Annotated in this window: 22 protein-coding genes; 16 read left to right on the forward strand and 6 right to left on the reverse strand. The window is 39.0% G+C overall.

Going from position 1 to position 23,887, the window contains the following annotated elements:
* Nucleotides 1–35: 35 nt before the first annotated feature.
* On the forward strand, nt 36–686 hold the full coding sequence (locus OQ268_RS14690; RefSeq protein ID WP_265857123.1) for a DUF1349 domain-containing protein: 651 nt from the start codon (nt 36–38) through the stop codon (nt 684–686).
* 59 nt (nt 687–745) lie between these two features.
* Here the strand turns inward: OQ268_RS14690 and OQ268_RS14695 are convergent, their stop codons facing one another.
* The 4 genes from OQ268_RS14695 to OQ268_RS14710 all read right to left on the reverse strand — a co-directional run bounded on the left by OQ268_RS14695 (nt 746) and on the right by OQ268_RS14710 (nt 4,372).
* The gene (locus OQ268_RS14695; protein ID WP_265857125.1) at nt 746–1,795 is read right to left on the reverse strand and encodes a hypothetical protein; all 1,050 of its coding nucleotides are present in this window, start codon (nt 1,793–1,795) and stop codon (nt 746–748) included.
* 101 nt (nt 1,796–1,896) lie between these two features.
* Complete coding sequence (locus tag OQ268_RS14700) at nt 1,897–2,778, reverse strand: class I SAM-dependent methyltransferase (protein ID WP_265857127.1); 882 nt, start codon at nt 2,776–2,778, stop codon at nt 1,897–1,899.
* 107 nt (nt 2,779–2,885) lie between these two features.
* Nucleotides 2,886–3,638: an ABC transporter ATP-binding protein gene (locus OQ268_RS14705; RefSeq protein WP_265857129.1), complete on the reverse strand. Its 753-nt coding sequence runs from the start codon at nt 3,636–3,638 to the stop codon at nt 2,886–2,888.
* Nucleotides 3,638–4,372 (reverse strand): MlaE family ABC transporter permease, encoded by a 735-nt coding sequence (locus tag OQ268_RS14710; RefSeq protein WP_121950500.1) that lies wholly within the window; start codon nt 4,370–4,372, stop codon nt 3,638–3,640. Before OQ268_RS14710 ends, OQ268_RS14705 begins: the two co-directional genes overlap by 1 nt.
* Before the next feature lie 147 nt (nt 4,373–4,519).
* On the opposite strand from OQ268_RS14710, the gene OQ268_RS14715 reads away from it, so the two are divergent.
* The 5 genes from OQ268_RS14715 (at nt 4,520) to ispG (ending at nt 9,735) form a co-directional block, all read left to right on the forward strand.
* Complete coding sequence (locus OQ268_RS14715) at nt 4,520–5,209, forward strand: SDR family oxidoreductase (protein ID WP_265857132.1); 690 nt, start codon at nt 4,520–4,522, stop codon at nt 5,207–5,209.
* A gap of 16 nt (nt 5,210–5,225) precedes the next feature.
* Complete coding sequence (locus OQ268_RS14720) at nt 5,226–5,930, forward strand: PspC domain-containing protein (RefSeq protein ID WP_265857134.1); 705 nt, start codon at nt 5,226–5,228, stop codon at nt 5,928–5,930.
* 5 nt (nt 5,931–5,935) lie between these two features.
* The gene (locus OQ268_RS14725; protein WP_265857136.1) at nt 5,936–6,910 is read left to right on the forward strand and encodes a LiaF transmembrane domain-containing protein; all 975 of its coding nucleotides are present in this window, start codon (nt 5,936–5,938) and stop codon (nt 6,908–6,910) included.
* A 65-nt stretch (nt 6,911–6,975) separates the two neighbouring features.
* Nucleotides 6,976–7,590, forward strand: coding sequence for an RDD family protein (locus tag OQ268_RS14730; protein WP_265857138.1), 615 nt, complete (start codon nt 6,976–6,978; stop codon nt 7,588–7,590).
* A gap of 180 nt (nt 7,591–7,770) precedes the next feature.
* Entirely contained in the window at nt 7,771–9,735 is a 1,965-nt protein-coding gene (gene ispG, locus OQ268_RS14735) for a (E)-4-hydroxy-3-methylbut-2-enyl-diphosphate synthase (protein ID WP_265857140.1), read from the forward strand.
* A 57-nt stretch (nt 9,736–9,792) separates the two neighbouring features.
* Here ispG and OQ268_RS14740 read toward each other — a convergent pair whose 3' ends face one another.
* Nucleotides 9,793–10,617: an alpha/beta hydrolase family protein gene (locus OQ268_RS14740; RefSeq protein ID WP_265857142.1), complete on the reverse strand. Its 825-nt coding sequence runs from the start codon at nt 10,615–10,617 to the stop codon at nt 9,793–9,795.
* Nucleotides 10,618–10,785: 168 nt separating this feature from the next.
* Nucleotides 10,786–11,181: a DoxX family protein gene (locus tag OQ268_RS14745; protein ID WP_265857144.1), complete on the reverse strand. Its 396-nt coding sequence runs from the start codon at nt 11,179–11,181 to the stop codon at nt 10,786–10,788.
* Nucleotides 11,182–11,283: 102 nt separating this feature from the next.
* Between OQ268_RS14745 and hemA the strand changes: the two genes are divergently transcribed.
* From hemA to OQ268_RS14795, 10 genes are all read left to right on the forward strand, one after another.
* Nucleotides 11,284–12,510, forward strand: a complete 1,227-nt coding sequence (gene hemA / locus OQ268_RS14750; RefSeq protein ID WP_265857146.1) for a glutamyl-tRNA reductase — start codon at nt 11,284–11,286, stop codon at nt 12,508–12,510.
* 360 nt (nt 12,511–12,870) lie between these two features.
* Nucleotides 12,871–14,451 carry a hydroxymethylbilane synthase gene (gene hemC / locus OQ268_RS14755; protein WP_265857148.1) on the forward strand — a complete coding sequence of 527 codons (1,581 nt, stop codon included), beginning with the start codon at nt 12,871–12,873 and terminating at the stop codon, nt 14,449–14,451.
* A gap of 344 nt (nt 14,452–14,795) precedes the next feature.
* The gene (gene hemB, locus OQ268_RS14760) at nt 14,796–15,764 is read left to right on the forward strand and encodes a porphobilinogen synthase (protein WP_265857150.1); all 969 of its coding nucleotides are present in this window, start codon (nt 14,796–14,798) and stop codon (nt 15,762–15,764) included.
* Nucleotides 15,765–15,850: 86 nt separating this feature from the next.
* Nucleotides 15,851–17,221: a glutamate-1-semialdehyde 2,1-aminomutase gene (gene hemL / locus OQ268_RS14765; protein WP_265857152.1), complete on the forward strand. Its 1,371-nt coding sequence runs from the start codon at nt 15,851–15,853 to the stop codon at nt 17,219–17,221.
* 1,045 nt (nt 17,222–18,266) lie between these two features.
* On the forward strand, nt 18,267–19,133 hold the full coding sequence (locus OQ268_RS14770) for a sensor histidine kinase (RefSeq protein ID WP_265857154.1): 867 nt from the start codon (nt 18,267–18,269) through the stop codon (nt 19,131–19,133).
* Between the two features lie 8 nt (nt 19,134–19,141).
* The gene (locus OQ268_RS14775; protein WP_025146905.1) at nt 19,142–19,846 is read left to right on the forward strand and encodes a response regulator transcription factor; all 705 of its coding nucleotides are present in this window, start codon (nt 19,142–19,144) and stop codon (nt 19,844–19,846) included.
* Nucleotides 19,846–20,361 (forward strand): hypothetical protein, encoded by a 516-nt coding sequence (locus OQ268_RS14780; protein WP_265857156.1) that lies wholly within the window; start codon nt 19,846–19,848, stop codon nt 20,359–20,361. Before OQ268_RS14775 ends, OQ268_RS14780 begins: the two co-directional genes overlap by 1 nt.
* A gap of 190 nt (nt 20,362–20,551) precedes the next feature.
* The gene (gene hemE, locus OQ268_RS14785; RefSeq protein ID WP_265857157.1) at nt 20,552–21,577 is read left to right on the forward strand and encodes a uroporphyrinogen decarboxylase; all 1,026 of its coding nucleotides are present in this window, start codon (nt 20,552–20,554) and stop codon (nt 21,575–21,577) included.
* 14 nt (nt 21,578–21,591) lie between these two features.
* Nucleotides 21,592–22,152: a CopD family protein gene (locus tag OQ268_RS14790; RefSeq protein WP_265857159.1), complete on the forward strand. Its 561-nt coding sequence runs from the start codon at nt 21,592–21,594 to the stop codon at nt 22,150–22,152.
* 163 nt (nt 22,153–22,315) lie between these two features.
* The gene (locus OQ268_RS14795; protein WP_265857161.1) at nt 22,316–23,464 is read left to right on the forward strand and encodes a hypothetical protein; all 1,149 of its coding nucleotides are present in this window, start codon (nt 22,316–22,318) and stop codon (nt 23,462–23,464) included.
* Nucleotides 23,465–23,887 lie beyond the last annotated feature (423 nt).

Genomic DNA, 23,887 nt, shown 5'->3' on the forward strand with positions numbered 1-23,887 from the left:
GTAAATATAAATATGGTTATTAACTCAAAGAACAAATGAAAAAAATTATTTTAAGCATCATAACATTAGCAATGGTGCAAACTGGCCTTGCACAAAGCTTAGATAAAATGCAATGGTTTAATGAACCAGAAAAGTGGGAGATAAACAATAATGCCCTTACCATGTTTGTAACACCACAAAGCGATTACTGGAGAATCTCACACTATGGTTTCACGGTTGATGATGCTCCATTTTATTATGCTACTTACGGTGGCGAGTTTGAAGTTAAGGTAAAGATAACCGGAGAATATAAAGCCCGTTTTGATCAAATGGGTTTAATGATCCGCATTGATAACGAAAACTATATTAAAACAGGAATTGAGTTTGTTGATGGAAAATATAACCTGAGTACGGTTGTGACACATAGAACGAGCGACTGGAGTGTAACAACCTTAGATAAAACACCCCCATTTTTATGGATAAAAGCGGTTCGAAGATTAGATGCAGTAGAAATATTTTATTCTTATGATGATAAAAATTACCTGATGTTGCGTAATGCAAATCTCCAAGATAACAAGCCGGTAATGGTGGGATTAATGGCGGCAAGCCCAGATGGAAATGGCTTTAAAGCCAAGTTCGAGAATTTTAAAGTTAAGCACTTACCAGACCAACGAAGATTAGAGTGGTTAAAAAAGAACGAAAATTAAAATAAAGCATTACAAAGTAAAAGAGCCTGATCATTCTCATGATGCAGGCTCTTTCAAGATTATTGATATTGGATGTAAATTGGTTTCGGTGTTAACTTCAACAATTCTTCTGGCGTAAGTAACCGTTTTGGTTCTTTCTTTAAGTCGTTTTTGTAGAACAATTTGAAACCAGTAAACTGAACTGGCTCTCCATAAACGAAATGGCGATACGTACCTTTCTTCAATTCTGGTTCACCCCAACCGTCCATATGTACTACAACTTGCACTTCTGGGCGCAATTTGATGTTCTGCGAATTGGTAACCATTTTTTTAGTAAAACGGTGTAATACAAAAACTTTTGGTGGCAGGTTGTATTTTTTTACCAGATCGGCTAAATAACCGGTAACGTAGTTGATATCGGTAGCATCATACGTTCCGATTTTTTTACCTGGCAACGTACCATCTTTCATCGAAAATTCTGGGTCGATGCCTAAATGCACATAAGGCAACTCCAAATATTTTTCAATGTGTGGCAATTCGGCCTTTATGGTACTTAGAGCAACCTGTAGGTCTAAGAACACAATTGTATTCGGTTGCATCTTTGCAATTTTTAACACAGAATCAATCTGCTTATTGCCCATGCGATTGATGTACTTGCCGTCTTTGCCAGGCGTGCCACTGGCTACAGCAGCAATGTAGTGCAAGCCCGGTTGTACTGGCGTACTCGGATCTGCCTTTTCCCAATGTTTTACTTCAGCATTTAAACGTTGCCACATTTCTTTCGGTGCATATTCGCCTAAGGCACCCATCTTTTTCGAGTGCAAATTGCCGTAATAAACTACGATCCTTTTAAAAGGTAAAATAGCGCCATTTAATGGAATAGGCTGATTTTTTACCGGCCATTTTCCTGTTGTGTCTCCATTTGCAAGCTTTCTAACCAGAGAGTCATACACTTTCGGATCAACAGGTTTCATTACATTTTCGGTAGAGTCTGCTTTCTTTTTGGTTGTATCTGAAGAGAACATTTTGCCGATGCCACCGTCGGTTTTGCCGTCTGACTGACAGTTGGCAAATAGCGTAACTGCGGCGAAGCCCAGCAATACTGTGCCTGCTAATTGAGGAAATTTCATAAAGTTATTAATAGATAGTTGGTATTAGTTTACGCTTTCGGATTTGTTGAGTTGTGAAAGTATCACCGAAAAAGGTAAGTTTAAAATAAAGTAATTAACATTTACACATTGCAGAATTTGCCGAAAACCCCTAGCGGTAATTTGGTACCCGCAGTTGCCTGGAGATAAAGCTCGCCAGTTTGCAGGTTTGTAACGGTTGGCAACGATGTACGAATTAGATTTTCTACAATAACTGATGAAAATCCCAAAGAATAAGTGTTCAAAATTAGAAAATGCTCTTGTTCATCTAACAGTTGAACCACGTCTTGCATCATTTCCTGGATATGATCTTCGAGCTTCCATTTTTCACCATTAGGACCATGTCCATACGCGGGCGGGTCTAAAATGATGCCGTTGTACTTCTTGCCTCTTTTTAACTCTTTCTTTACAAACTTCAAGGCATCTTCAACCATCCAGCGGGTATTTTTCAATCCAGAAAGTTCTTGGTTTTCATTTGCCCACGTTACTACCTGTTTTATAGAGTCAACGTGTGTGGTTTCTGCACCAGCTGCATTTGCAATTAACGATGCAGCGCCAGTATAGGCGAAAAGATTTAATACTTTTGGCTGAGGGTTTTTAAATTTTTTGATAGATGAAGATATAAAATCCCAGTTGACGGCTTGCTCTGGAAACACGCCTACGTGCTTAAAGGAGGTTAAGCCCAGACGGAGTTTAATAGCAACCTCATTATTCTTATATTCTACATGCCACCTGTCTGGTATAGACTGGTTTTTTTTAACCCACTCTCCGGCAGTTGCAGATCTTCCTCTAAAGGTAATGTTTGCTGTTTTTTTCCATTCCTGTTCAGACAAGGTCTTTTTCCAAACCGCCTGAGGCTCAGGTCTGATTGTAATAACACTGCCAAACCTTTCTAATTTTTCAAAATCCCCGCAATCAATGAGTTCGTAATCTTTCCAGTGCGTTGGGGCAAGTAATTCTATCATGTGTTATGATGTAAATCGTCATTGCGAAGTACCAGACAATCCGTTAACCAGATTTCTAAGCGCTTGGCAATGACGACAGTAATTTTAATTTAAATGTAAGTAATTTTTTAAAATTTGTCTTTTGCAGCCTTCATGAAACGACTCGCAAAAACAAAATCATTTAATTCCTGAATATCGGTATGCGCAATTTCTTTGTTGCTACCTTCCCAAAACTTTTTGCCTTGGTGTAGGAAAAGGATATAATCACCAATTCCCATTACTGAATTCATATCATGAGTAACCACAATGGTAGTGGTTTTAAATTCTTCAGTAAGTTCCTGAATCAGTTCATCAATAACGATAGATGTTTTTGGATCCAGCCCCGAATTGGGTTCATCACAGAACAAATATTTTGGGTTCATAGAAATCGCTCGGGCAATACCCACGCGTTTCTTCATTCCCCCTGAAAGCTCGGCAGGGAACAATTTATTTTTTCCGGCCAGGTTAACGCGTTCCAAGCAAAAGTTTACGCGTTCTAATTTCTCTTTTCTGGTTTGCTCGGTAAACATGTTTAAAGGAAACATAATGTTGTCCTCAACAGTCATACTATCAAACAATGCCGAACCCTGGAATAACATCCCAATTTCTTTACGTACTTCAATTCGCTGTTCATAAGTCATGGGCGTAAAATCTCGGCCATCGTAAAGTACCGAACCCGAATCTGGCTGGTGTAAACCTACCATGCATTTTAAAAGCGTTGTTTTACCAGACCCAGAACCTCCAATAATTAAATTGGTTACACCCTCTTCAAATTTCCCAGAGATCCCCTTCAACACCTCGTTTCCAGAAAACGACTTAAAAATATCTTTAACTTCAATCATTATAATAGCAGTTGAGTAACCAAATAATCGCAAACAAGTATAGAGATACAGCTAATAACAACTGCCCTGGTACTTGCCTGAGAAACTTCTAATGCCCCGCCACGAACATAAAAACCCTCGTAGGCTGGTACAGATGTAATGATAAATCCAAAAACAAAAGCCTTAACTAAAGCTACTACAATGGTGTAAGGATTAAAATCTGTGGTAATTCCTTGGATATATTCTGCTGGCGTAACTGCACCAGAAATAGAACCACCAATGTAACCGCCAGAAATACTTAAGAACATCGAAATGATAACCAGCATTGGCACCATCGTGATTCCCGATATAATTTTGGGAAGGATGAGGTAACCCGGTGCATTGATACCCATAATTTCAAGCGCATCAATTTGTTCGGTAACCCGCATTGATCCAATTTCGGAAGAAATAGCAGAACCAATCTTACCAGCTAAAACAATGGCACTTATGGTTGGGCTTAGCTCTAAAATACTCGAATCTCGGTTAACTGAGCCAATAATTGTTTTTGGGATGAAATCGCTAACCAACTGAAAAGCAATTTGGAGCGTCATTACCGCACCTATAAATGTAGAGATGATGGCAATTAATCCCAAGGAGCCCACACCTACATAATCCATTTGCTTGGCAATCTCTTTGAGGTATATTTTCAGTTTTTCCGGCCTTCTGAATACAGACTTGAGTAGCAGGATGTATCTGCCGAAATTGGTAAAATTCATTCCGTATGTTGCTTAATTTAAATGATCATTTTTATAGTACTACAAAGAAACGATAAAAAAGTTGTCGCTCTTTGATATTTACAAAATTATTAGTGGTTTTGAATATAAATATGGTTTTTTGTTAACAAAAACTAATCCATAATAAAAATGAATGCGGTAATAACTGGAGCAACTAAGGGAATTGGCAGAGCTATAACGATTAAACTATGGGAAAAGGGGTACAACCTTATCCTCACCGCTAGAAATAAGAAAGCGCTGGATGCCCTTCGGGATGAACTAGTTCTTCCCGGGAGGGAGATAATTACCGTCGCCTTAGATTGCAGCAACAAAGCAGCGATTACCGAATTTTTAGAATTCGTAGATCAGAAGTTTAATACAATAGACATATTAGTAAATAACGTAGGTGTGTTTTTTCCTGGTAACTTGCTTGATGAGAACGATGATATTTTCGAAATGCAACAACGTCTTAACCTCAATGCCACTTATTATCTGAGTAAATTTTTCGGTCGGAAAATGCGTACTGCCCAATCTGGGCACATTTTTAACATCTGTTCTGTTGCTAGTTTAGCACCTGTAAAAAATGCCGGGAGTTATAGTGTAACAAAAGCAGCGATGTTAAGTCTTAATCATGTATTGCGGCAGGAATTAGCACCACACCAAGTAAAAGTGACTGCGTTTTTACCCGGCTCAACAAGAACCGCTTCATGGGATGGAACAACTATCCCCGATGAAAAATTTGTTCAGCCAGAAGACATCGCAGAAACGCTTTACACCATTGTAACTTTGAGCAAAGGGGTAAATGTTGATGAGGTATTGATGACGCCGCTGGATTTTTAAACACAATGAAAACGTTATGGAAAAGAAGCTTTTTAGAAACGAACACGATAAGATGATAGCTGGGGTAGCTTCTGGACTTGCAGATTATTTGCAAGTTGAGGTTACCATCGTAAGACTATTGTTTGTATTATCAGCCTTTTTTATGGCTGGTGGCGGATTAATTGCCTATATAATCATGTGGATCATCGTTCCGGTAAATCAAGATCCGGAAGCAAGATTCTCAAAATTTAATGATTATTTCAGCAAACACAATCCAAATACAAATTCATTTGGTAGTAGCGGTGGGTTTGGTGGCCCAACAGGCTCCGGACAAAGCAATTGGACACAACCTATGAATGAAAATACCAACAAAGCGCCGTTTGAAACAAAAAATGATTTCACCTCTTTCAACAAACCGAACGATAGCGGACGCACCATTGCTGGTTTAGTGTTACTGGTAATAGGAGGCTTTTTTCTGATGAGAGAGATGGATTTTATTCCATATTGGTTTACCTTTAGAAACTTCTTTAAATTTATGTGGCCGCTTGTTTTTATTGCATTGGGTATTAGTATTATAGCCAAGTCGAAGCGAAAAAACGATTGGCAGGCGTTTCAAAATCAGCAACAACAGCATCCTACAGACGAAATGAAAGCCACAACCACAGTATCTAACACAGATGCCACAACGGAGAACATTTCAGAAAACGAAAATAATTCAACACCTCACAATCCTCAAGCATAAACATTATGAGATTAGATAGATTAATTTGGGGTATATTACTGCTTTTTATTGGCGGTGTACTTCTACTGGAAAATTTTGGAATTATCGAATTCTACTGGCGTAACATATGGGGTTTTTGGCCTATCTTCTTAATTATCGCCGGGCTAAATATCCTTTTCAATAAAAATAATTCCCAAACAGGAAGTATTATCTCTATAGGGGTATTGGTGGTAGCGCTTTCCGTCTTATTTGTAAAAGGGCAGCAGGCGCCAGAGCGTGGATCTTGGTGGGGCAATCATTTCAAAAATGACGTGGATATCAACATTGGCGATAACGACGATGACTCGGATAGCGACATGGATACCGCAGTTAAAAAATTTAAGTTATCAGAGCCATTTGTTGCAGAGGAAAATACAAAGAAAACTGTATTAAACATATCAGGAGGGGGGATTTCATTCAACCTAAATGGTAATACAGATCAGCTTATTAACGCAAATGTAAATGGTAAGAATGGTAATTTTTCGCTTAAAAAAATGGTTACGGATAGTGCAACAATCTTAACCTTCCAGCTGGATGATAAAAAGAAGAAATGGAAATTTAACAATGGGGCAAACGATGTAGATTTTAGCCTGAATAAAGCGGCAGATTGGAGCATCTTTATGAAACTTGGGGCGGGAGAAGCCAATCTCGATTTGAGGGCTTACAAGGTTCGTACTTTTCATTTTGATGGCGGAGCATCGGCATTGGATATCAAAGTTGGAGATTTACTTCCAATTACAGATATCGTAGTAAAATCTGGTGTAGCAGATGTAAAAATTGAAGTTCCTGAAGGTTCTGGGTGTAGAATTACTACCCGTACAGGTCTATCTGCCAAAGATTTTGAGGGATTTGAGAAGCTATATGAAGGTGTTTATGAAACACCTAACTACAAAACATCCAGCAAAAAAATATTTATTAATCTGGATGGTGGATTGAGTAACTTTGAGGTGAGTAGACACTAAGAATTTAGACTGCAAAGTTTAATGTCTTGATTTATTGTGGCTTTAGTGCTCAACAAAATAGTTTAATGGATTTGATCAAAGAATACACCGTTGTAATTAATGGTAAACCACAAGGACCCTTTAGTCTGGCCGATCTCAATCAACTGGATATAAAACCCAGCACTTTCGTCCGAAAAAAAGGTATGGATGATTATAAAGAAGCTCATGCAATTGCAGAATTGCGTGAGCTTTTAGGTTTTACATATCAAAAAACCGCACCCCAATACTTTGCAGCATTTGATCAGCGTTTGCTGGCTTCTGTAATCGATCATTTTTTAATCTTCGGTATTTACACAATTGTCATTTTAACAAGCTATCTTTTTATTATCGATAAAAACGAAAGAATTATGGCTTTCCTGGTGCCATTTCCAAGTATTTTTATAATCAAGTTGCTTTATGGGATTTTCGCCGAGGCATCAGCGAAGCAGGCCACCATAGGCAAAAAAATGCTCAATATTAAAGTTACCGATCTGGAGGGAAGCAGAATTTCCATCGGGCGTTCCTTAACACGCAACCTTTCTAAAATATTTTCGGTTATACCTGTATTTTTTGGCTACCTCTACAGTTTTCTGAATAAGAAAAATCAATGCTGGCACGACATCTCTGCAAACACTTTGGTTATAAAAGATAGGCTGATCTAGAGATTATGTTTTGTTGATTAGTTGTTAGATATAGCTGTTAATCTAAAACAAGAAAAGCATATAATTGATCGTGATTTTAAGTGAAACTGCTATTGAAACTAGTTTTCATCTTACAACCTTGCAACAATTTAACAATCCATCAATTTAACAATTGAACATTTACCATATCTTTGCTTTCGCATGGAAAATTTATCGATCAAGGAAAAATTATCAGGAGGTTATTGTAATAGTCTATCACACTATGCCCGGTTTCCAACCCGCGAGGTTAACATTGGCGATATCGCTTTAGGGGGTAATAACCCAATCCGGATACAATCCATGACGACTACCGACACCATGAACACAATTGCAACGGTAGAGCAAACGATCCGTATGGTTGAATCTGGCTGCGATTATGTACGCATCACTGCTCCAAGTATTAAGGAAGCGGAGAACTTAGCGGCAATAAAAAAAGAGCTCCGCAAACGCGGTTACGAAGTTCCTCTTATTGCTGATATTCACTTCACGCCAAACGCCGCTGAGCTGGCTGCCAGGATTGTTGAAAAAGTACGTGTTAACCCTGGTAATTATGCTGATAAAAAGAAATTCGAGAGTTTAAACTATACTCAAGAAGCCTATAATGCGGAATTAGAACGAATTAACAAGAAGTTCATCCCACTGGTGAAAATCTGTAAGGAGTATGGCACAGCAATGCGTATTGGTACCAATCACGGTTCACTTTCTGATCGGATTATGAGCCATTATGGCGATACACCTAGAGGAATGGTAGAGTCTGCAATGGAATTTATACGTATGTGCGAGGCCGAGAACTATTACAACTTGGTTATCTCCATGAAAGCCAGCAATACCCAGGTAATGGTGCAAGCCTATAGATTATTGGTAGAAACCATGGTTAAAGAAGGGATGAATTATCCTTTGCACCTTGGCGTCACTGAGGCTGGAGATGGCGAGGATGGTCGGATTAAGTCGGCAGTTGGGATTGGTACTTTACTGGAAGATGGGTTAGGCGATACCATCCGCGTATCTTTAACTGAAGATCCTGAATTTGAGGCGCCAGTGGCCAAAGCACTGGCAGATCGTTATGCGACAAGAAAGCAAAGCGCAATATCGCCGAGTGAACCAGCACTTTCTAGTAGCGGCTTTCCTGCAACCTATTCGCCTTACGCCTATGCCCGCAGGGCTACCCAAACCGTTCAACACATTGGAGGCCACAACCATCCAGTTGTTATGATAGATGTATCCAGAGAAAACCTGAAAGACCCTTATTTTTTAAGTGCTATTGGTTATAACTACAGTGCCGGTTTAGATAAATACAACCTTGCCGATCAGGCCTGCGATATCGCTTTTCTAGGCGATAACTTGCCATCATTTTCATTTCCGGGGAACTTAAAGCAGGTTTCCAACTATCAAACCTGGCTTAAGCTTAAGGATAGAAATAATTGTCACCCGCTATTTAACCTTGAGGATTTTCTTAAAAGTGATACTCGGGATGAATTTCTAAACTTTGTGACCATAGATGCAAAACAATTCGATCAGCTCAAAACGATGTCGATAGATCGGGTAGTGTTGATTCTAGAAACGAGTGAAGAACATGGAATGGCCGAGCAGAGAGCGTTTTTTACGTTTTTACAAGCCAATCGTTTAGAGGTTCCAGTCATAATTAAACGGAGTTACAAAGACCTAGATGCCGACCATCTAATGCTATTTGCTGCAACAGACCTTGGGGCACTACTTACTGACGGTTTCGGCGACGGTGTTTGGATCGATTCACCAGATCATCAACTCGGCTTAATAAATGCTACAAGCTTTGGTATTTTGCAAGCTACCCGAACCAGAATCAGCAAAACTGAATACATTTCTTGTCCCAGTTGTGGCAGAACGCTGTTCGATTTGCAGGAGACCACCCAACTTATCAGGTCGCGAACAGATCATTTAAAAGGCCTTAAAATTGGTATTATGGGCTGTATTGTAAATGGTCCGGGCGAAATGGCCGACGCCGATTACGGTTATGTGGGCACTGGCCCAGATAAAATTACCCTTTACCGCGGACAAGAAGTAGTTAAAAAGAATGTTACTACTGCCTTTGCATTAGATGAACTGATTGAAATTATAAAAGGTGACGGAAATTGGGTAGAGAAAGTATAGGCCATCACCAGGCTGTTCTTCCTCAAAATAAAATAATGGACATAATAATCTGCCTACTTATTCTTCCATAAATAACAAACATTTTTCGCAATTTCTAAATAGCGCAGGGGGTAGCGTTTCGCGTTCAAAGGGATGCGTTGCACCATAAACATGGTTAGCGCCTTCTATTTTTACCAATCTGCTACCGGGGCAAGCATCTGCCAACAGTTGTGCGTTTTCGAAAGGTACGTTCACATCTTCATCACCTTGCACTATTAACCATGGGATATTGATGCGCCTGGCGCTTTCCAGGATATCCAAAGTCTTCCTATTTTCCTCGAAATCTTCAAGCAGAGATACATTTAGCGGCATCTGCTCTTTTGTTCTCGCATTGGTTACATGTATTTTTCCTGTTTTTTTCCAATCGGCTTCCTGCTCCTTCTTCCAAAGGCTATTAAAACTCGAAATGGCACTCCAGGTAATCAGTTTACTAATCCTAAGATCGTTTGCGGCAGCAATAACTGCCAAGCCACCGCCCCTGCTGTGCCCAATTAAATTTATTTCAACATCCCTGCCATAAGACTTTTCAATAAAATCAAGTATGGCGTTTACATCGTAAAGTTCTTTTGAAATGGTGTTGTTTGCAAACGTTTCCAAATCTGTTACATCGCCAGGCTCACTAATTTTTACGCCGCTATGGGAAAGGTTAAACTTAATATACCGATATCCGTTGCTGGCAAAATAACGGGCCACCATATTATGCGTACCCCAATCCTTAAACCCCTTAAACCCATGGATAAAAAGTACGATAGGCGTATTTGGGTTCATCTTGTCAAAAGTAATGTCTCCTAAAATTAGTTTCCCATCCGCACCATTAAGGCTAAATTCGCTTTGTGTAATCATATTTTTTTAACAATCAATCGTGTATAGTGTTTGTTTTAATGTGCGTAAACGTGCAAGATGCCCAAGTTCATAAACAATTCAGTTATGTCTTGTATTGCCTTCTGCCACGCAGTTTTTACCGTTGCTACTTAAGCAGGTTAACAAAGTTTAAAAGATGATATTGCCGCCTTATTTTCTTCGGCAATAATACCATGCCCAGGCAATTAACATCAATTGAATTGGTATTCTCACCCAAGCCACAAATGCAGTCACCATTACTTTGCCCAACATATACGGCGCCATTTTTATCATGTAAATATGTGCTGGCAAGAACGCAATCAGCATTAAAATGATTAAGATAGCTGCTACTTGTCTTGTTCTCGAGAACAGCAATAGCAAGCCCAATGCAATCTCAATTACCCCAGATAATACAATTAACATGTTATGGTAAGGCAACCATGGAGGCATAATGCCGTCGTAAAAAGCAGTTGATATAAAATGATTTATGCCTGCAGCTACATAAAAAAGTCCGTAAATCCAGATTGATATTTTATACCAGAAGGTATTTTCTAGGGTGATTTTCATTATTTAAAACCGTTCTAAATTAGCGTATATTACAGATTAATGACGTTGACATCCCCCAACCATGTTACTTTTGTATCCCGATAATAGTTAATAACGGAGCAATTGGAATATTTAAAAGTAATAGCTTTTACGCATCACCACATCGATCTAAAATCTTTAGGCAAATTAGTTATTTGCGATCAGAGTTTAGATAGCAGATTGAAGAACATTCAAACTGAGCTTCCGGTTAGCGAGATTTTCTATATCGGCACCTGTAACCGCGTAGAGTTTGTATTTCTTACTAAAGAAAAAACTGATAAAGCCTTCGTAACCCGTTTTCTTACTGTTCTAGATATGGGCTTACCGCCAGAGTTTATGGAGCGGTTTCTCGATAATGTAACCGTTTACGAGAATGAGGAAGCGTTCAATCATCTTTTAAGAACATCCTGCTCTTTAGAAAGCCTGGTAGTTGGCGAAAAGGAAATTTTGGCACAAATTCGTAAAGCTTACGAAAATTGCCGCGATGCAGGTTTTACCGGCGATTACATGCGCATGATCATGGATCGTGTGGTGAAGACAGCTAAGGAAGTTTACACCCACACCAATATTTCTAAAAATCCGGTCTCTGTTGTATCATTGGCTTATCGCAAGCTTAAAGAATTAAATATGTGTGGCAACTCTCGCATCCTAATCATCGGTGCCGGAGAAACCAATCAAAATATTGCGAAATACCTTAACAAACATAGATACTCCAACTTTTCTATCTTTAACCGTACCCTTTCTAAGGCAGAGAGTTTGGCGGAAGAGTTAAACGGGAAAGCCTATCCACTGTCGGCATTAGAAAATTTCTCTCAAGGCTTCGATGTCATTATTACCTGTACTGGTGCTACCGAGGCCATTATTACCGAGGCACTGTACGCTAAATTGCTAAATGGCGATTCAGGTAAGAAAGTAATTGTCGATTTGGCCATTCCAAACGATGTTGCCCCAGCGGTTATCCACAATAACCTTGTTCACTACATTGAGGTAGAATCGTTAAAAGAAGTTGCTCGTAAAAATATTCAGGAACGATACAGCGAACTCGTACATGCCGAAGAAATTATTAGCGCCAACATCATCGAGTTTTTTACCGTTTTAAAGCAACGCCGCATTGAGCTTGCTATGCAAGAAGTGCCTCGCAAAATCAAGGAGATAAAAAACACAGCCTTGAATGGTGTTTTTGCAGATGAGATTAGCCAAATGGATGAAAACTCGAGAGAAGTATTAGAACGAGTAATGAATTACATGGAGAAAAAATACATCAGTGTTCCCATGATTATGGCGAAAGAAATTCTGGTTAAGCAATCTTAAGCTTCCTTCAGACATTTCGTTATTTACCCGTAAACCTATATCTTTTTTTGGAAAAGCAGTTTTCTTTGCTTTTAGGGTTGTTTCAGTCCCGCTTTCCATTACAATCTTTTTGCGGGTGTTTTTGCCCAACTTCCAAGATAACTACTCCAAAAAGTATTTCCATTTCAATCGGGTTTATACAGTTCTGCCACTGCCTGTTTGTTTAAAGCAGGTTGGCTAGATAGTGCCAATTCTCTACTGCAGAATAATATAAAAGTGTAAACCAAGCCCTAACCATTGTGTAACCTCACTGTCGCATTTTTAAACAATTTACAAGATAAAGCTGTATTTAGTTAGATTTGTAAATCATTAAATAGAGCAGTGAAGAAATTAACTATTGGAACACGCGGGAGCGAACTTGCATTATGGCAAGCTAATCACATTAAAGATGAATTGGCTGTAATTGGTATTGAGGCAGAGATTAAAATCATCAAAACCCAAGGCGATAAAATTCTCAATTTACGGTTAGATAAACTCGAAGGAAAAGGATTTTTCACGAAAGAGTTAGAAGAGGAACTTTTAGGTGGTACTATAGATTTGGCCGTACATTGTTTAAAAGATTTGCCAACCACGCATCCAACAGGTCTAACCATAGCGGCCATTCCTCCACGGGAAGAAGCCACTGAATACCTGCTCATATTAAAAGACTGTGTTGATGTTTCCCAAAAGTTATCCTTAAAAAAGGGTGCTATGGTAGGTACTTCGTCTAACAGAAGAAAAGCCCAGCTCTTAGGCTTGCGTAGCGATTTAGAAATCGAAGATCTACGTGGAAACGTGCCTACACGCATTCAAAAGCTTAGAGATGAAGACTATGATGCCATTATGCTTGCTAAAGCTGGTATCAAGCGTTTAGGCTTAGATGTTAGCGAATTCCATGTAGAAGAATTATCGCCTACAGAATTTGTTCCGGCGCCGGCGCAAGGTGCTTTGGCCATACAAATTCGAGAAAACGACCAGGCCCTTTTCGATGCTTTGCAAAAACTACACGATCCTGCAACTGCAGAAGAGGTAGGTGTAGAACGTAAAGTTTTAAATTTGTTCGAAGGCGGCTGCCATATGCCATTGGGTTGTTACTGCCAAAATGAAGATGGCTTGTTCGAGGTTTGGACTTCTAAAGCAGAAACTGCAGAAGATTTCCCGGAAAGGTTATTTCTACGCTCGGACACTACAGTAGGTTTAGCAGAAAAAATTGTAGCCAAATTTAGTAAAGAGCGTAAAAAACCAGCTAAAGTGTTTATCTCCAGAGAAATTGGTGCGCACAGTTATTTTCGTAAGGCGCTAGAAAGTAATGGAATAGAAATAGAAGGTAGATCTTTAATCCGTACGTTTCCAATTGTTACGGTTTTAGATCAGTTTATATTAAAAAATGTCGATTGGATTTTCTTTAGCAGCAGAAATAGTGTTGACTATTTTTTTAATTTGAAGCCTCAATTGCCTAAGAAAACCAAATTTGGAGTAGTGGGTAGGGGTTCTGAAGATGCGTTGCGCAAACATGGTCATTTTGCAGATTTTGTTGGCGAAAGCGGCGACATTGCAGAGGTGGCGGCAGATTTTGCTCAACTCGTATCTGGTAAGAACGTACTTTTCCCTCGGGCACAAGATTCTCTACAATCTATTCAAAAAGGTTTACCTGCCGATGCAAAAGTGATCGATCTGCCAATCTATGAAACGGTAATCGAAGAGAACATCGATCAGAGCTATGCCGATGTGCTTATTTTCACCAGCCCGTCTAATGTAGATGCTTATTTTGCCGATAACTTATTAACTCCTGGTCAGCAGGTGATAGCGATAGGCAACTCTACGGGTAAGAAATTTGAAGAAATGGGCGTAAAGTATGCTTTGCCATATTCTCCAGATGAGATTGGCTTGTCAGAAGCGGTGTTTGGGATAGAGATTAAGTAGAGGCGGGGGAGATATAGCATTAAGGCAAAGGGAAGCAACCTAAAGGCAAGAAACCCAACAATGCGGTCATTGAAAGGTTCGAAACGTTATGATTTGCCTATGTAACTTATCTTGCACTTAAGGTTCAACCTTAAACCCGATTGAAGAGAAAAGCCTTTTTTGTTATCCTGACAGCCAATTATCACGATGTTGCTCACCGCACAAAACGAGAATTGTAGGATGGCAGAAACTAAAAAAGCTTGCAACGGAAAGCGGGACTACAGTGGCCGATAAATTACTGCAACTGCTTTTCGAGAAAATAAAAATCAAGTTTCGATACTTGGTACTAAATAGATAATAAAAAGATGTTACACCGTCCGAGAAGATTAAGGAAAAACCCGTTGGTTAGAGAGATGGTAGCCGAAACCCGACTATCGAAAGATATGTTTGTATACCCGTATTTTGTAGTACCTGGAACAAACGTTACGCATGCGATTGATGCAATGCCTGGTGTAAACCACTATTCGGTTGATACTTTAGTTAAGGATGTTGAGGCCGGAATGAGGAAAGGCTTGAATAAAATTATGCTTTTTGGCGTGGGCGATGAAAAATCTGCTGAAGCAAAATCTGCCTACCACGACCATTCGTTAGTACCAACTGCGGTAAGGGAATTGAAAAAGCAATTCGGTGATGATTTGTATGTGGTTACAGATGTTTGCGTTTGTTCTTACACTACACATGGTCATTGTGGCATTCTGGAAAATGATTATGTTGACAATGATAAAACCGTTGATGTTATTGCAAAGATGGCTTTGGCACATGCACAAGCTGGAGCTGATATGTTTGCGCCATCGGATATGATGGATGGCAGAATTGAAGCTATGCGTAAACTTCTAGATGAAAACGGTTTCGTTAATGCTGCTATTATGAGCCACGCCACGAAGTTTGCTTCCGCTTATTATGGGCCGTTTAGAGAAGCTGCAGACTGTGCGCCAAGTAAAGGCGATAGAAAAGCATATCAAATGGATTTCAGAAACCCTTTGGAAGCCCTGCGGGAGGCTAAATTAGACGAGCATGAAGGTGCAGATGTTTTGATGGTGAAGCCTGGTTTAGCATATCTGGATATTATTCAGCGTTTAAAACAGGATACCAATTTACCAATCGCTGTTTACAATGTTTCGGGCGAATATTCTATGGTTAAAGCAGCAGCCGAACGTGGATGGATTGACGAACAAAAAGTGGTTATGGAAACCATGCACGCTTTTGCAAGGGCCGGCGCCAGTATCATTACCACATACCACATTAAAGATATTTTAAATAACAATTGGATGTAATAAAGGTGTGAGGTAAAAGGTATAAGGCGAAAGGTACAGATCTACGCCCTAAACCCTACGCCTCTAAACCCTAAACCTTGATAAAAATGTTAGATCAATTAAAGAAAATGTTTTCAGGCAATGAGGCTGAAATTCCTGTAAATACTGGGAGTAAGCCCGATATTTCGAGGGTAAAGTCTGCCGAACTATACGAAAAATCAAAAACGTATTTCCCGGGTGGTGTAAATTCGCCAGTAAGGGCTTTTAAATCTGTCTACGGTACGCCATTATTTATTGAAAAGGGTGATGGCTGCTACATTTGGGATGCTGATGGAAACCAATTTATTGATTTCTGTGGAAGTTGGGGTCCGCTTATTTTAGGCCATAACAATTCTAAGATTAGAGATAAAGTTACCCAAGTAATGCAGAACGGAATGAGCTTTGGCGCACCAACAGCTTTGGAAAATGAACTTGCGGAGCTAATCATCAAGAATAATCGTTTTGTAGAAAAAATTCGTTTTACAAGTTCTGGAACGGAAGCGGTAATGTCGGCAATTCGTTTAGCCAGGGGTTTTACGGGTCGTGATAAGATTATTAAATTTGAAGGTTGTTACCATGGACATAGTGATTCGCTTTTAGTAAAGGCGGGTTCGGGTTTGGTTACTTTTGGTGAAACTTCCTCGGCTGGTGTTCCGAAATCATTTGCTGAAGAAACTGTCGTTATTCCACTAAATGACAGGAATGCAATTGAGGCGGCTTTCACACAGTTTAAAGACCAGGTGGCTGCGGTAATTATAGAAGGGATTCCTGCTAACAATGGACTGATTTTACAGGATGAAGAATATATCAAATTTCTAAGAAAAATTACTAAGGATAATGGCGCACTTTTAATCTTTGATGAGGTAATTACTGGCTTTAGAGTAGGTTTCGAAGGTGCGGCGGCCTATTATGGTATTACTCCCGATATTGTTACCTATGGAAAAATTATTGGTGGTGGTTTGCCTGTAGGTATGTACGGTGCCAGGGCGGAAATTATGGCTTACGTTTCTCCAGATGGTGGTGTTTACCAGGCGGGTACTTTATCTGGAAACCCGGTTGCCATGGCAGCAGGGATTGCTACGTTAACTGAACTTAGCAAATCTGGTTTCTATAAAGAGTTGAACCAGAAAACACAAGATTTTGTGGCTAGCATTCAGCGTTTTGCCACGGCCAGAAATTACAAGTTTAAGGTATTTACCGTAGGTTCTATTTTTTGGTTTGCTTTTACAGATAAGGGTAAAATTCAATGTGCTGATGATATTGATGCTGCTAGTATGGAGAAGTTTAAGGTGATGCATCGCGAATTGCTAAACCGGGGTATTTATTTGGGTCCGTCGGGGTACGAAGTTGGTTTTGTATCTGCAGCGCATACTAAAATTGAATTGGAGAAGGCGAAGAGAGCGATTTTTGAGGCGCTCGATTTGGTGTTTAAGAAATAGTTTCGACAAGTAGTTGTCGAGGGTCATTCCCTGCTGTTGGTGAGATGGCTGAAAGGCGGGTTTTTTATATTGAACCATATAAGACATTCAAGTACATATAAGTTATTTTGTTGTTTGTTTATATGACTTTGAGGGACATTTACCTCGGTTAGAGGGGTGCCTGAAAGGCGGGTGTTTTTATATTGAACCATATAAGACATTTAAGAACATATAAGTTTTGTGCTTTTGTTTATATGGCTTTGAGGGGATTCCCCTCTGCTAGAGGGGTGCCTGAAAGGCGGGGTGTTTTACTTATTGAACCATATAAGGCATTTAAGGACATATAAGTTCTTTATTTTGTTTATATGGCTTTGAGGGACATTTACCTCGGTTAGAGGGGTGCTGAAAGGCGGGTTTTTTTATACTGAACCATATAAGACATTTAAGAACATATAAGTTTTGTGCTTTGTTTATATGACTTTGAGGGGGATTTACCTCGGTTAGAGGGGTGCCTGAAAGGCGGTTTTTTTTATACTGAACCATGTAAGACATTTAAGAACATATAAGTTTTGTGCTTTTGTTTATATGACTTTGAGGGGATTCCCCTCTGTTAGAGGGGTGCCTGAAAGGCGGGGTGTTTTACTTATTGAACCATATAAGGCATTTAAGGACATATAAGTTTTGTGCTTTTGTTTATATGACTTTGAGGGGGATTCCCCTCTGTTAGAGGGGTGCCTGAAAGGCGGGGTGTTTTTATATTGAACCATATAAGGCATTTAAGGACATATAAGTTGTTTTGTGCTTTGTTTATATGACTTTGAGGGGTGCCTGACAGGCGGGGTGTTTTTCAGGTTATCAGCACAGTCAGTATTGTTATAAACCCGATTGAAGGGGAAATACTTTTTGTTGCAGCTAACCTCCGGGTTCTGATTACCGATGACAAAAAGGTTGAAACGAAAAGCGGGGCTGCCAGAACCGAAACGAACAGGAATTTGCTTTCCAAAAAAAATGTAATTTAGGAATTTTAATCATTAAGGCAATTCCTTAAATCATATTAATTTTAGAGATGAAAAAATCGATCATCATATTTTATGCACTACTGCTTTATGCATTAATTCAGCTCATTTCTTGGGGTACCCTAGTGGTGCGTTTGCAACCAAGCCGCATGACGATGATTATGGGGGAAGGCTCTGTGTTTTTGTTCCTGCTGTGCGTGGGTGGTTATTTTTTACACCAATCATTAAAACGTGAAGATAAGTTGCGGGAACAACAGCAGAACTTCTTAATGTCGATTACCCACGAATTGAAGTCGCCACTGGCGGCCATTAAACTTTCTATACAAACTATTGTAAAAAGAGATTTAGATAAGGCTCGGCAGGTTTCGCTGCTTAATAATTCGCTGAAAGATATTGAACGACTGGATGATTTGGTAGAAAATATGCTCTTGGCAACTAAGATAGAAAATCGATCTTATACGTTTCCGAAAGAGGAATTTAACTTCTCTGAATTGGTTTATAAAATTACAGATCGTTTGCAAGTGCACTCTTGTGGTAATGAGCAGCTTATTAATGCCCAAATTCAGCCAAATTTGCAGATAGTAGGTGACAAATTTGCCTTATCATCGGTAGTAACCAATTTGATTGAGAATGCAGTTAAATATTCTAGTCCTTGCGATGAGATAAATGTGGCTCTAGATCAAATAGATGGCCATTTAAGATTGAGTGTGACTGATAAAGGCCCCGGTATTTCGGATGCGGAAAAAATGTTAATATTTGATAAGTTTTACCGCGTTGGTAATGAGAATGTCAGAAAAGCGAAGGGAACGGGTTTAGGCTTGTTTATTGTGAAAGAGGTTTTACAATACCATGATGCAGATATTACTGTAAAAGATAATTTGCCTCAGGGAAGTATTTTTGAAGTAACATTTAGTTAATCTCATTTATGTCACAAAAATTAAGAATCTTATTGGTAGAAGACGAGGATCACTTGTTAGACGCTATCAAATTAAACCTGGAACTGGAAGGTTATAAAGTTCACGCTGTTAAAGATGGCAAAACCGCTCTTAAAATATTTAAAGAAGAACGCTTTAACCTTATTATCTTAGATGTAATGCTTCCTGAAATGGATGGGTTCCAGGTATGCGAAACCATTCGTTTGGAGAATGCAGAAGTTCCAATAATGTTTTTAACCGCTAAAAACACATCAGAAGACCGTGTTTTAGGATTGAAAAAAGGTGCTGACGATTATTTGGTTAAACCATTTAATTTAGAAGAATTAATTCTTCGTGTTGGAATTTTAGTTAAACGCAGTTTAAAATCTGATGATTTAAAAGAGCTGAACTCTTACAAAATTGGTGATAAAACCATTTATTTTAATTCATTTGAGTTGAAACATGATGATGGCACGATCACACCGCTGACTAAAAAGGAAACGATGCTATTGAAACTGCTTATTGAGCGTAAAAATGATGCGGTATCTAGAGAGCAGATTTTGGAAACCGTTTGGAATTATGACGTTTATCCATCTACAAGAACGATAGATAACTTTATCTTAACTTTCCGTAAATATTTCGAGCCCGACCAAAAGAATCCGGTTTATTTCCACTCCATTCGTGGTGTAGGCTACAAATTTACCGATAGCCATTAATGTATAACAGTTTAGGTAGATATGTGCTCATGGCTGTTTTTTTAGCAGCAGCCCTGGTTTGCGTATTTTATGATCAGTTTGAGCTGGCATTGGTTGCTGGCTTTTTAGTGTTGTTTGTAATATGGAGCCACATTCGCCATGGTTCGGTGTTAATGGCCTCCAAATATTTTAAAAACAATGATTTTGCAAAAGCGAGGTTAATGCTTGCCGAAGTACCCAATCCGGAAAGGTTATCGAAAAATAGAAGGGGTTACTACGAGTTTATGCAGGGCAACCTGGCGTTAAGGGATGAAGACTTTGATAAGGCTGAATATCATTTTCAATTAGCAAGTCGCTTTCCAGTAGGTGGAAAAAATGAAAAATCTTATGTCATTATACACCTGGCAAATTTAGCCCTTCGAAAAAAAGACAGAGAGCGTGCGGTAGCCTATGTAGAGAAGGCGAAAGAGTTAGCGCTATCTTCCCGATCTAAGGAGATTATAACGAAGATTGAGAAAGAAATAAGCAGGTTATAATTTTTTTATTGTCATTTTGAACAACGAAGTACCGGTTTAGGAATAAAAAGGCACTTCGTTTTTTTTTATTTTATAACTTTGTCCAATTAAAATTTAAGATAACTCGTCACGAAAAACCTGGCTCGGTAGCATATTTTTAGCGTTGTGCAACATATACAGGGTGGCGTAAGCGGAGCACCAAATACAAATCATGGAGAATAATTTATTTTTAGACGCAGCATTTTCAAAACAAACAGAACGCCCACCGGTATGGATGATGCGCCAGGCAGGTCGATTTATGCCTCAATATTGGGAGATAAAAAATAAATACTCTTTTTTAGAGATGTGCAAAACCCCCGAAATTGCAGCAGATGTTACCATGTTACCTGTTGATTTGTTAGATATTGATGCCGCAATTTTATTCTGTGATATTCTGGTAACTGGAGAAGCTATGGGTGGCGATTTAAGTTTTACCCAGGGCGTGGGTCCGAAGTTTGCCAACCCTGTGCGTAATGCGCAAGATATTGATAACCTAAATGTTGATTGCCTGGATGAATTGCAATACGTTGCGGAGGCGATTAAAGTGATTCAACAACGTTTGAGTGGAAGAATTCCCCTAATTGGTTTCGCTGGGGCGCCGTTCACGGTAATGAGTTATTTAATTGAAGGTGGCTCTTCAAAAGATTTTAAGCTCACCAAGCTTTTTATTCATAATCAACCAGAGTTAGCACACAAACTTTTAGCGAAGATTGCAAAGGTAACAGCAGATTATTTGAACCTCCAAATTGCTGCAGGTGTTAATGCCGTTCAAATTTTTGATAGCTGGGCACTTGCCTTATCTTGGAACGACTACCAGGAATTTTCGCACCGCTATATTCAGGAAATCATATCAAACTTAAACAGAAAGGATATTCCGGTGATTTCTTTCTGTAAAGGGAGTTCGGTTTTTGCGCCTATTATGGCTGAGGCAAAGCCTGATGTGATTTCTGTTGACTGGAATGCAGATTTACTAAACATTAAAAATGCTTTACCCGCCGGTATAGCTGTGCAAGGTAATTTAGATCCGCATATCTTATATGCTGATCAATCGGTTATTAAAGCGCAAATACATAAGCTTTTTGAACGTATGCGTGGCACCGAAGGTTTTATCTTCAACTTAGGTCATGGTATTATGCCTGATATTCCGTTCGATAATGTAAAGTTTGCAATTGATGTGGTAAAGGCATTTAAGTACTGATAGCTTAATGTAAGATGATCGAAATCCTACAGCCTTATTATCGATATTTTCTTGCGGTTCATATCGTATTTGTCATCAGTTGGATGGCTGGATTATTTTATATTTTAAGCTTATTTATCTACCATACTGAAGCAAATGATAAGGCTGAGCCCGAACGGGGCATCTTAAAATTGCAGTTCGTAAAGATGGAAAGTACCTTATGGAAAATTATCTGCGCTCCGGCAATGGTAATTTCTGTCTTTGCAGGCGTTTCAATGTTAACATTAAATTCGGCCTTGCTCCAGGCCGATTGGATGCTTGTGAAACTTGGTTTCGTTATCGGATTGTTAATTTATCATTTTATTTGTCGAAATATAGTTAAACAACTTAGGAACGATTCGTTTAAGCTAAGCAGCTTCCAACTTCGGCTATGGCGAGAGCTGGCCACCATTTTTATGATTGCGATTGTATTTGTTGTGATTCTTAAAGATGCACTAAACTGGATTTACGGCCTCGTGGGTATTATGGGCGTTGCCATGGCAATTATGATTGCGGTTAAGCTTTACAAAAATTATCGCAAGAAAACAAATAGATAATTCCTGTTATTCCAATCGATCAAATCAATATCAGCTTTGGTTCTATTTTATACGTTGTGATTTTCGCGATGCTTATATTTTGTTTTCTTTCCGTAAACTTCAAGTACCTGGCGGTTAAATAAATAAAAAAGTATTCTAAATTTGGGGAATATAAGCCAAGCACATGTTCATACACAAAGGCATTAATAAAGCCTTACTTTTACTATTACTTCTATTTACAGGTCACTTCGCATCTGCTCAGTTTAACAAGTCGGCTTTTGAGAATAGGATTCGCCCCGATAGCAGTTTCCGAGATGAAGTTCACTTTAACTTTTATAATTTGAACTACGTACGTAACTACGAGTACACCAACGATTTTCACGATGGCTATACCTTGTATGGAACACAACTGCAGCCACAGATTGTATATTATGCGCACCCAAATTTGGCCATTACCGCCGGCGCTTTCATTCGCAAGGATTTTGGTAGAAATGGGGTAACAGACGCTAAGCCATTGTTCAGTTTAAAATACCATAAAAGAAACTTAACCTTAGTATTCGGAAGTTTAGAAGGAGGAATTCAGCATAAATACATTGAACCGTTATACAATTTCGAAAGAACAATTACGAATCCAATTGAGTACGGAACACAATTATTAATTGAGCGCAGGAAATTTAATTTAGATGCCTGGATCGCCTGGCAAAAGATGATCGAAAAAGGCGAGGCGGCGAAAGAAGAAATTGTTGGTGGTTTATCAACAGAAACAACTATTGCCGAAAATAACGGATGGAAGTTTAGCTTCCCTGCTCAGTTTCTTGCGTTTCACCAAGGCGGACAGATAGATGTTTTGAAAGAAATTCCGATTAGTACGGTTTTTAATGGTGCTGCAGGGTTGAAGTTGCATAAACAGATCAACACCAACATAAAACAGGTTTATACAGATAATTATGTGGCTGTTTATAAAGATTTTTCTCCTGAGAAAAGGAAAGTATATCAGGGTGGTTTTGGTTTATGGCTGAACGCTGGTGTAGAGAGTAAATGGGGCAGTTTGGTTGCTTCGTACTGGAAGGGTAATAACTTTATTTCAATTAAAGGGATGCCATTATACGAATCGGTTTCAAGTAATCTATACACCAATGGTTTAACGCAAAGCGGAAGAAACATTGTTTCATTACGATATGCTTACCAAAAAGAACTGATACCGAATTTATACCTTGATGTTCGTTTCGAACCACATGTTGATTTAGATCACACAGATAAGCAACTGCAGTTTAATCATTCATTTTTCTTAACCTATAAACAGGATTTTAGACTGTTCAAGGTTAAGAAATAAATTTTTGTCTTAGCCAGATGGACACTATCTTTTGACAACAGAAGAAACAAGTTGCCAGATGAAAATTTATATTCAAGGTAGTAATTGGCTTTGGCAGTTAATGCTCAAAAGTTTGTTAGGCTGGATTAAGGTTAACGACGCGTTTATACTAGGGCATTGTTAGGTTAAAATTACAATTTCTTAATACTATTTCTTTGGTGTTGGCTTAAACCAATGGGCAAAAGTAAGGTCTTTACGTTTTAGCCAAATTTTGCATTTTGCTGCTTTGTTTTTAGCAAAGCCATGACATCTTTAAACCCGATAAAAGTGGAAATACTTTTTGTTTGCAGGTCTTCGACAAGCTCAAACTAACAAATGCAAAAAGATTGGAACGGTTAGCGGGACTAACACTAAAAAATGCTTCTGCCATTGTTTTCCAAATCA

The organism is Pedobacter sandarakinus (assembly GCF_026240095.1).
Classification (GTDB): Bacteria; Bacteroidota; Bacteroidia; order Sphingobacteriales; family Sphingobacteriaceae; genus Pedobacter; species Pedobacter sandarakinus.

Bases quoted from the DNA above. Each gene is read 5' to 3' on its own strand.
- OQ268_RS14690 (WP_265857123.1), top strand. From the start codon at position 36: ATGAAAAAAATTATTTTAAGCATCATAACATTAGCAATGGTGCAAACT.
- OQ268_RS14695 (WP_265857125.1), bottom strand. From the start codon at position 1,795: ATGAAATTTCCTCAATTAGCAGGCACAGTATTGCTGGGCTTCGCCGCA.
- OQ268_RS14700 (WP_265857127.1), bottom strand. From the start codon at position 2,778: ATGATAGAATTACTTGCCCCAACGCACTGGAAAGATTACGAACTCATT.
- OQ268_RS14705 (WP_265857129.1), bottom strand. From the start codon at position 3,638: ATGATTGAAGTTAAAGATATTTTTAAGTCGTTTTCTGGAAACGAGGTG.
- OQ268_RS14710 (WP_121950500.1), bottom strand. From the start codon at position 4,372: ATGAATTTTACCAATTTCGGCAGATACATCCTGCTACTCAAGTCTGTA.
- OQ268_RS14715 (WP_265857132.1), top strand. From the start codon at position 4,520: ATGAATGCGGTAATAACTGGAGCAACTAAGGGAATTGGCAGAGCTATA.
- OQ268_RS14720 (WP_265857134.1), top strand. From the start codon at position 5,226: ATGGAAAAGAAGCTTTTTAGAAACGAACACGATAAGATGATAGCTGGG.
- OQ268_RS14725 (WP_265857136.1), top strand. From the start codon at position 5,936: ATGAGATTAGATAGATTAATTTGGGGTATATTACTGCTTTTTATTGGC.
- OQ268_RS14730 (WP_265857138.1), top strand. From the start codon at position 6,976: ATGGATTTGATCAAAGAATACACCGTTGTAATTAATGGTAAACCACAA.
- ispG (WP_265857140.1), top strand. From the start codon at position 7,771: ATGGAAAATTTATCGATCAAGGAAAAATTATCAGGAGGTTATTGTAAT.
- OQ268_RS14740 (WP_265857142.1), bottom strand. From the start codon at position 10,617: ATGATTACACAAAGCGAATTTAGCCTTAATGGTGCGGATGGGAAACTA.
- OQ268_RS14745 (WP_265857144.1), bottom strand. From the start codon at position 11,181: ATGAAAATCACCCTAGAAAATACCTTCTGGTATAAAATATCAATCTGG.
- hemB (WP_265857150.1), top strand. From the start codon at position 14,796: ATGTTACACCGTCCGAGAAGATTAAGGAAAAACCCGTTGGTTAGAGAG.
- hemL (WP_265857152.1), top strand. From the start codon at position 15,851: ATGTTAGATCAATTAAAGAAAATGTTTTCAGGCAATGAGGCTGAAATT.
- OQ268_RS14770 (WP_265857154.1), top strand. From the start codon at position 18,267: ATGAAAAAATCGATCATCATATTTTATGCACTACTGCTTTATGCATTA.
- OQ268_RS14775 (WP_025146905.1), top strand. From the start codon at position 19,142: ATGTCACAAAAATTAAGAATCTTATTGGTAGAAGACGAGGATCACTTG.
- OQ268_RS14780 (WP_265857156.1), top strand. From the start codon at position 19,846: ATGTATAACAGTTTAGGTAGATATGTGCTCATGGCTGTTTTTTTAGCA.
- hemE (WP_265857157.1), top strand. From the start codon at position 20,552: ATGGAGAATAATTTATTTTTAGACGCAGCATTTTCAAAACAAACAGAA.
- OQ268_RS14790 (WP_265857159.1), top strand. From the start codon at position 21,592: ATGATCGAAATCCTACAGCCTTATTATCGATATTTTCTTGCGGTTCAT.
- OQ268_RS14795 (WP_265857161.1), top strand. From the start codon at position 22,316: ATGTTCATACACAAAGGCATTAATAAAGCCTTACTTTTACTATTACTT.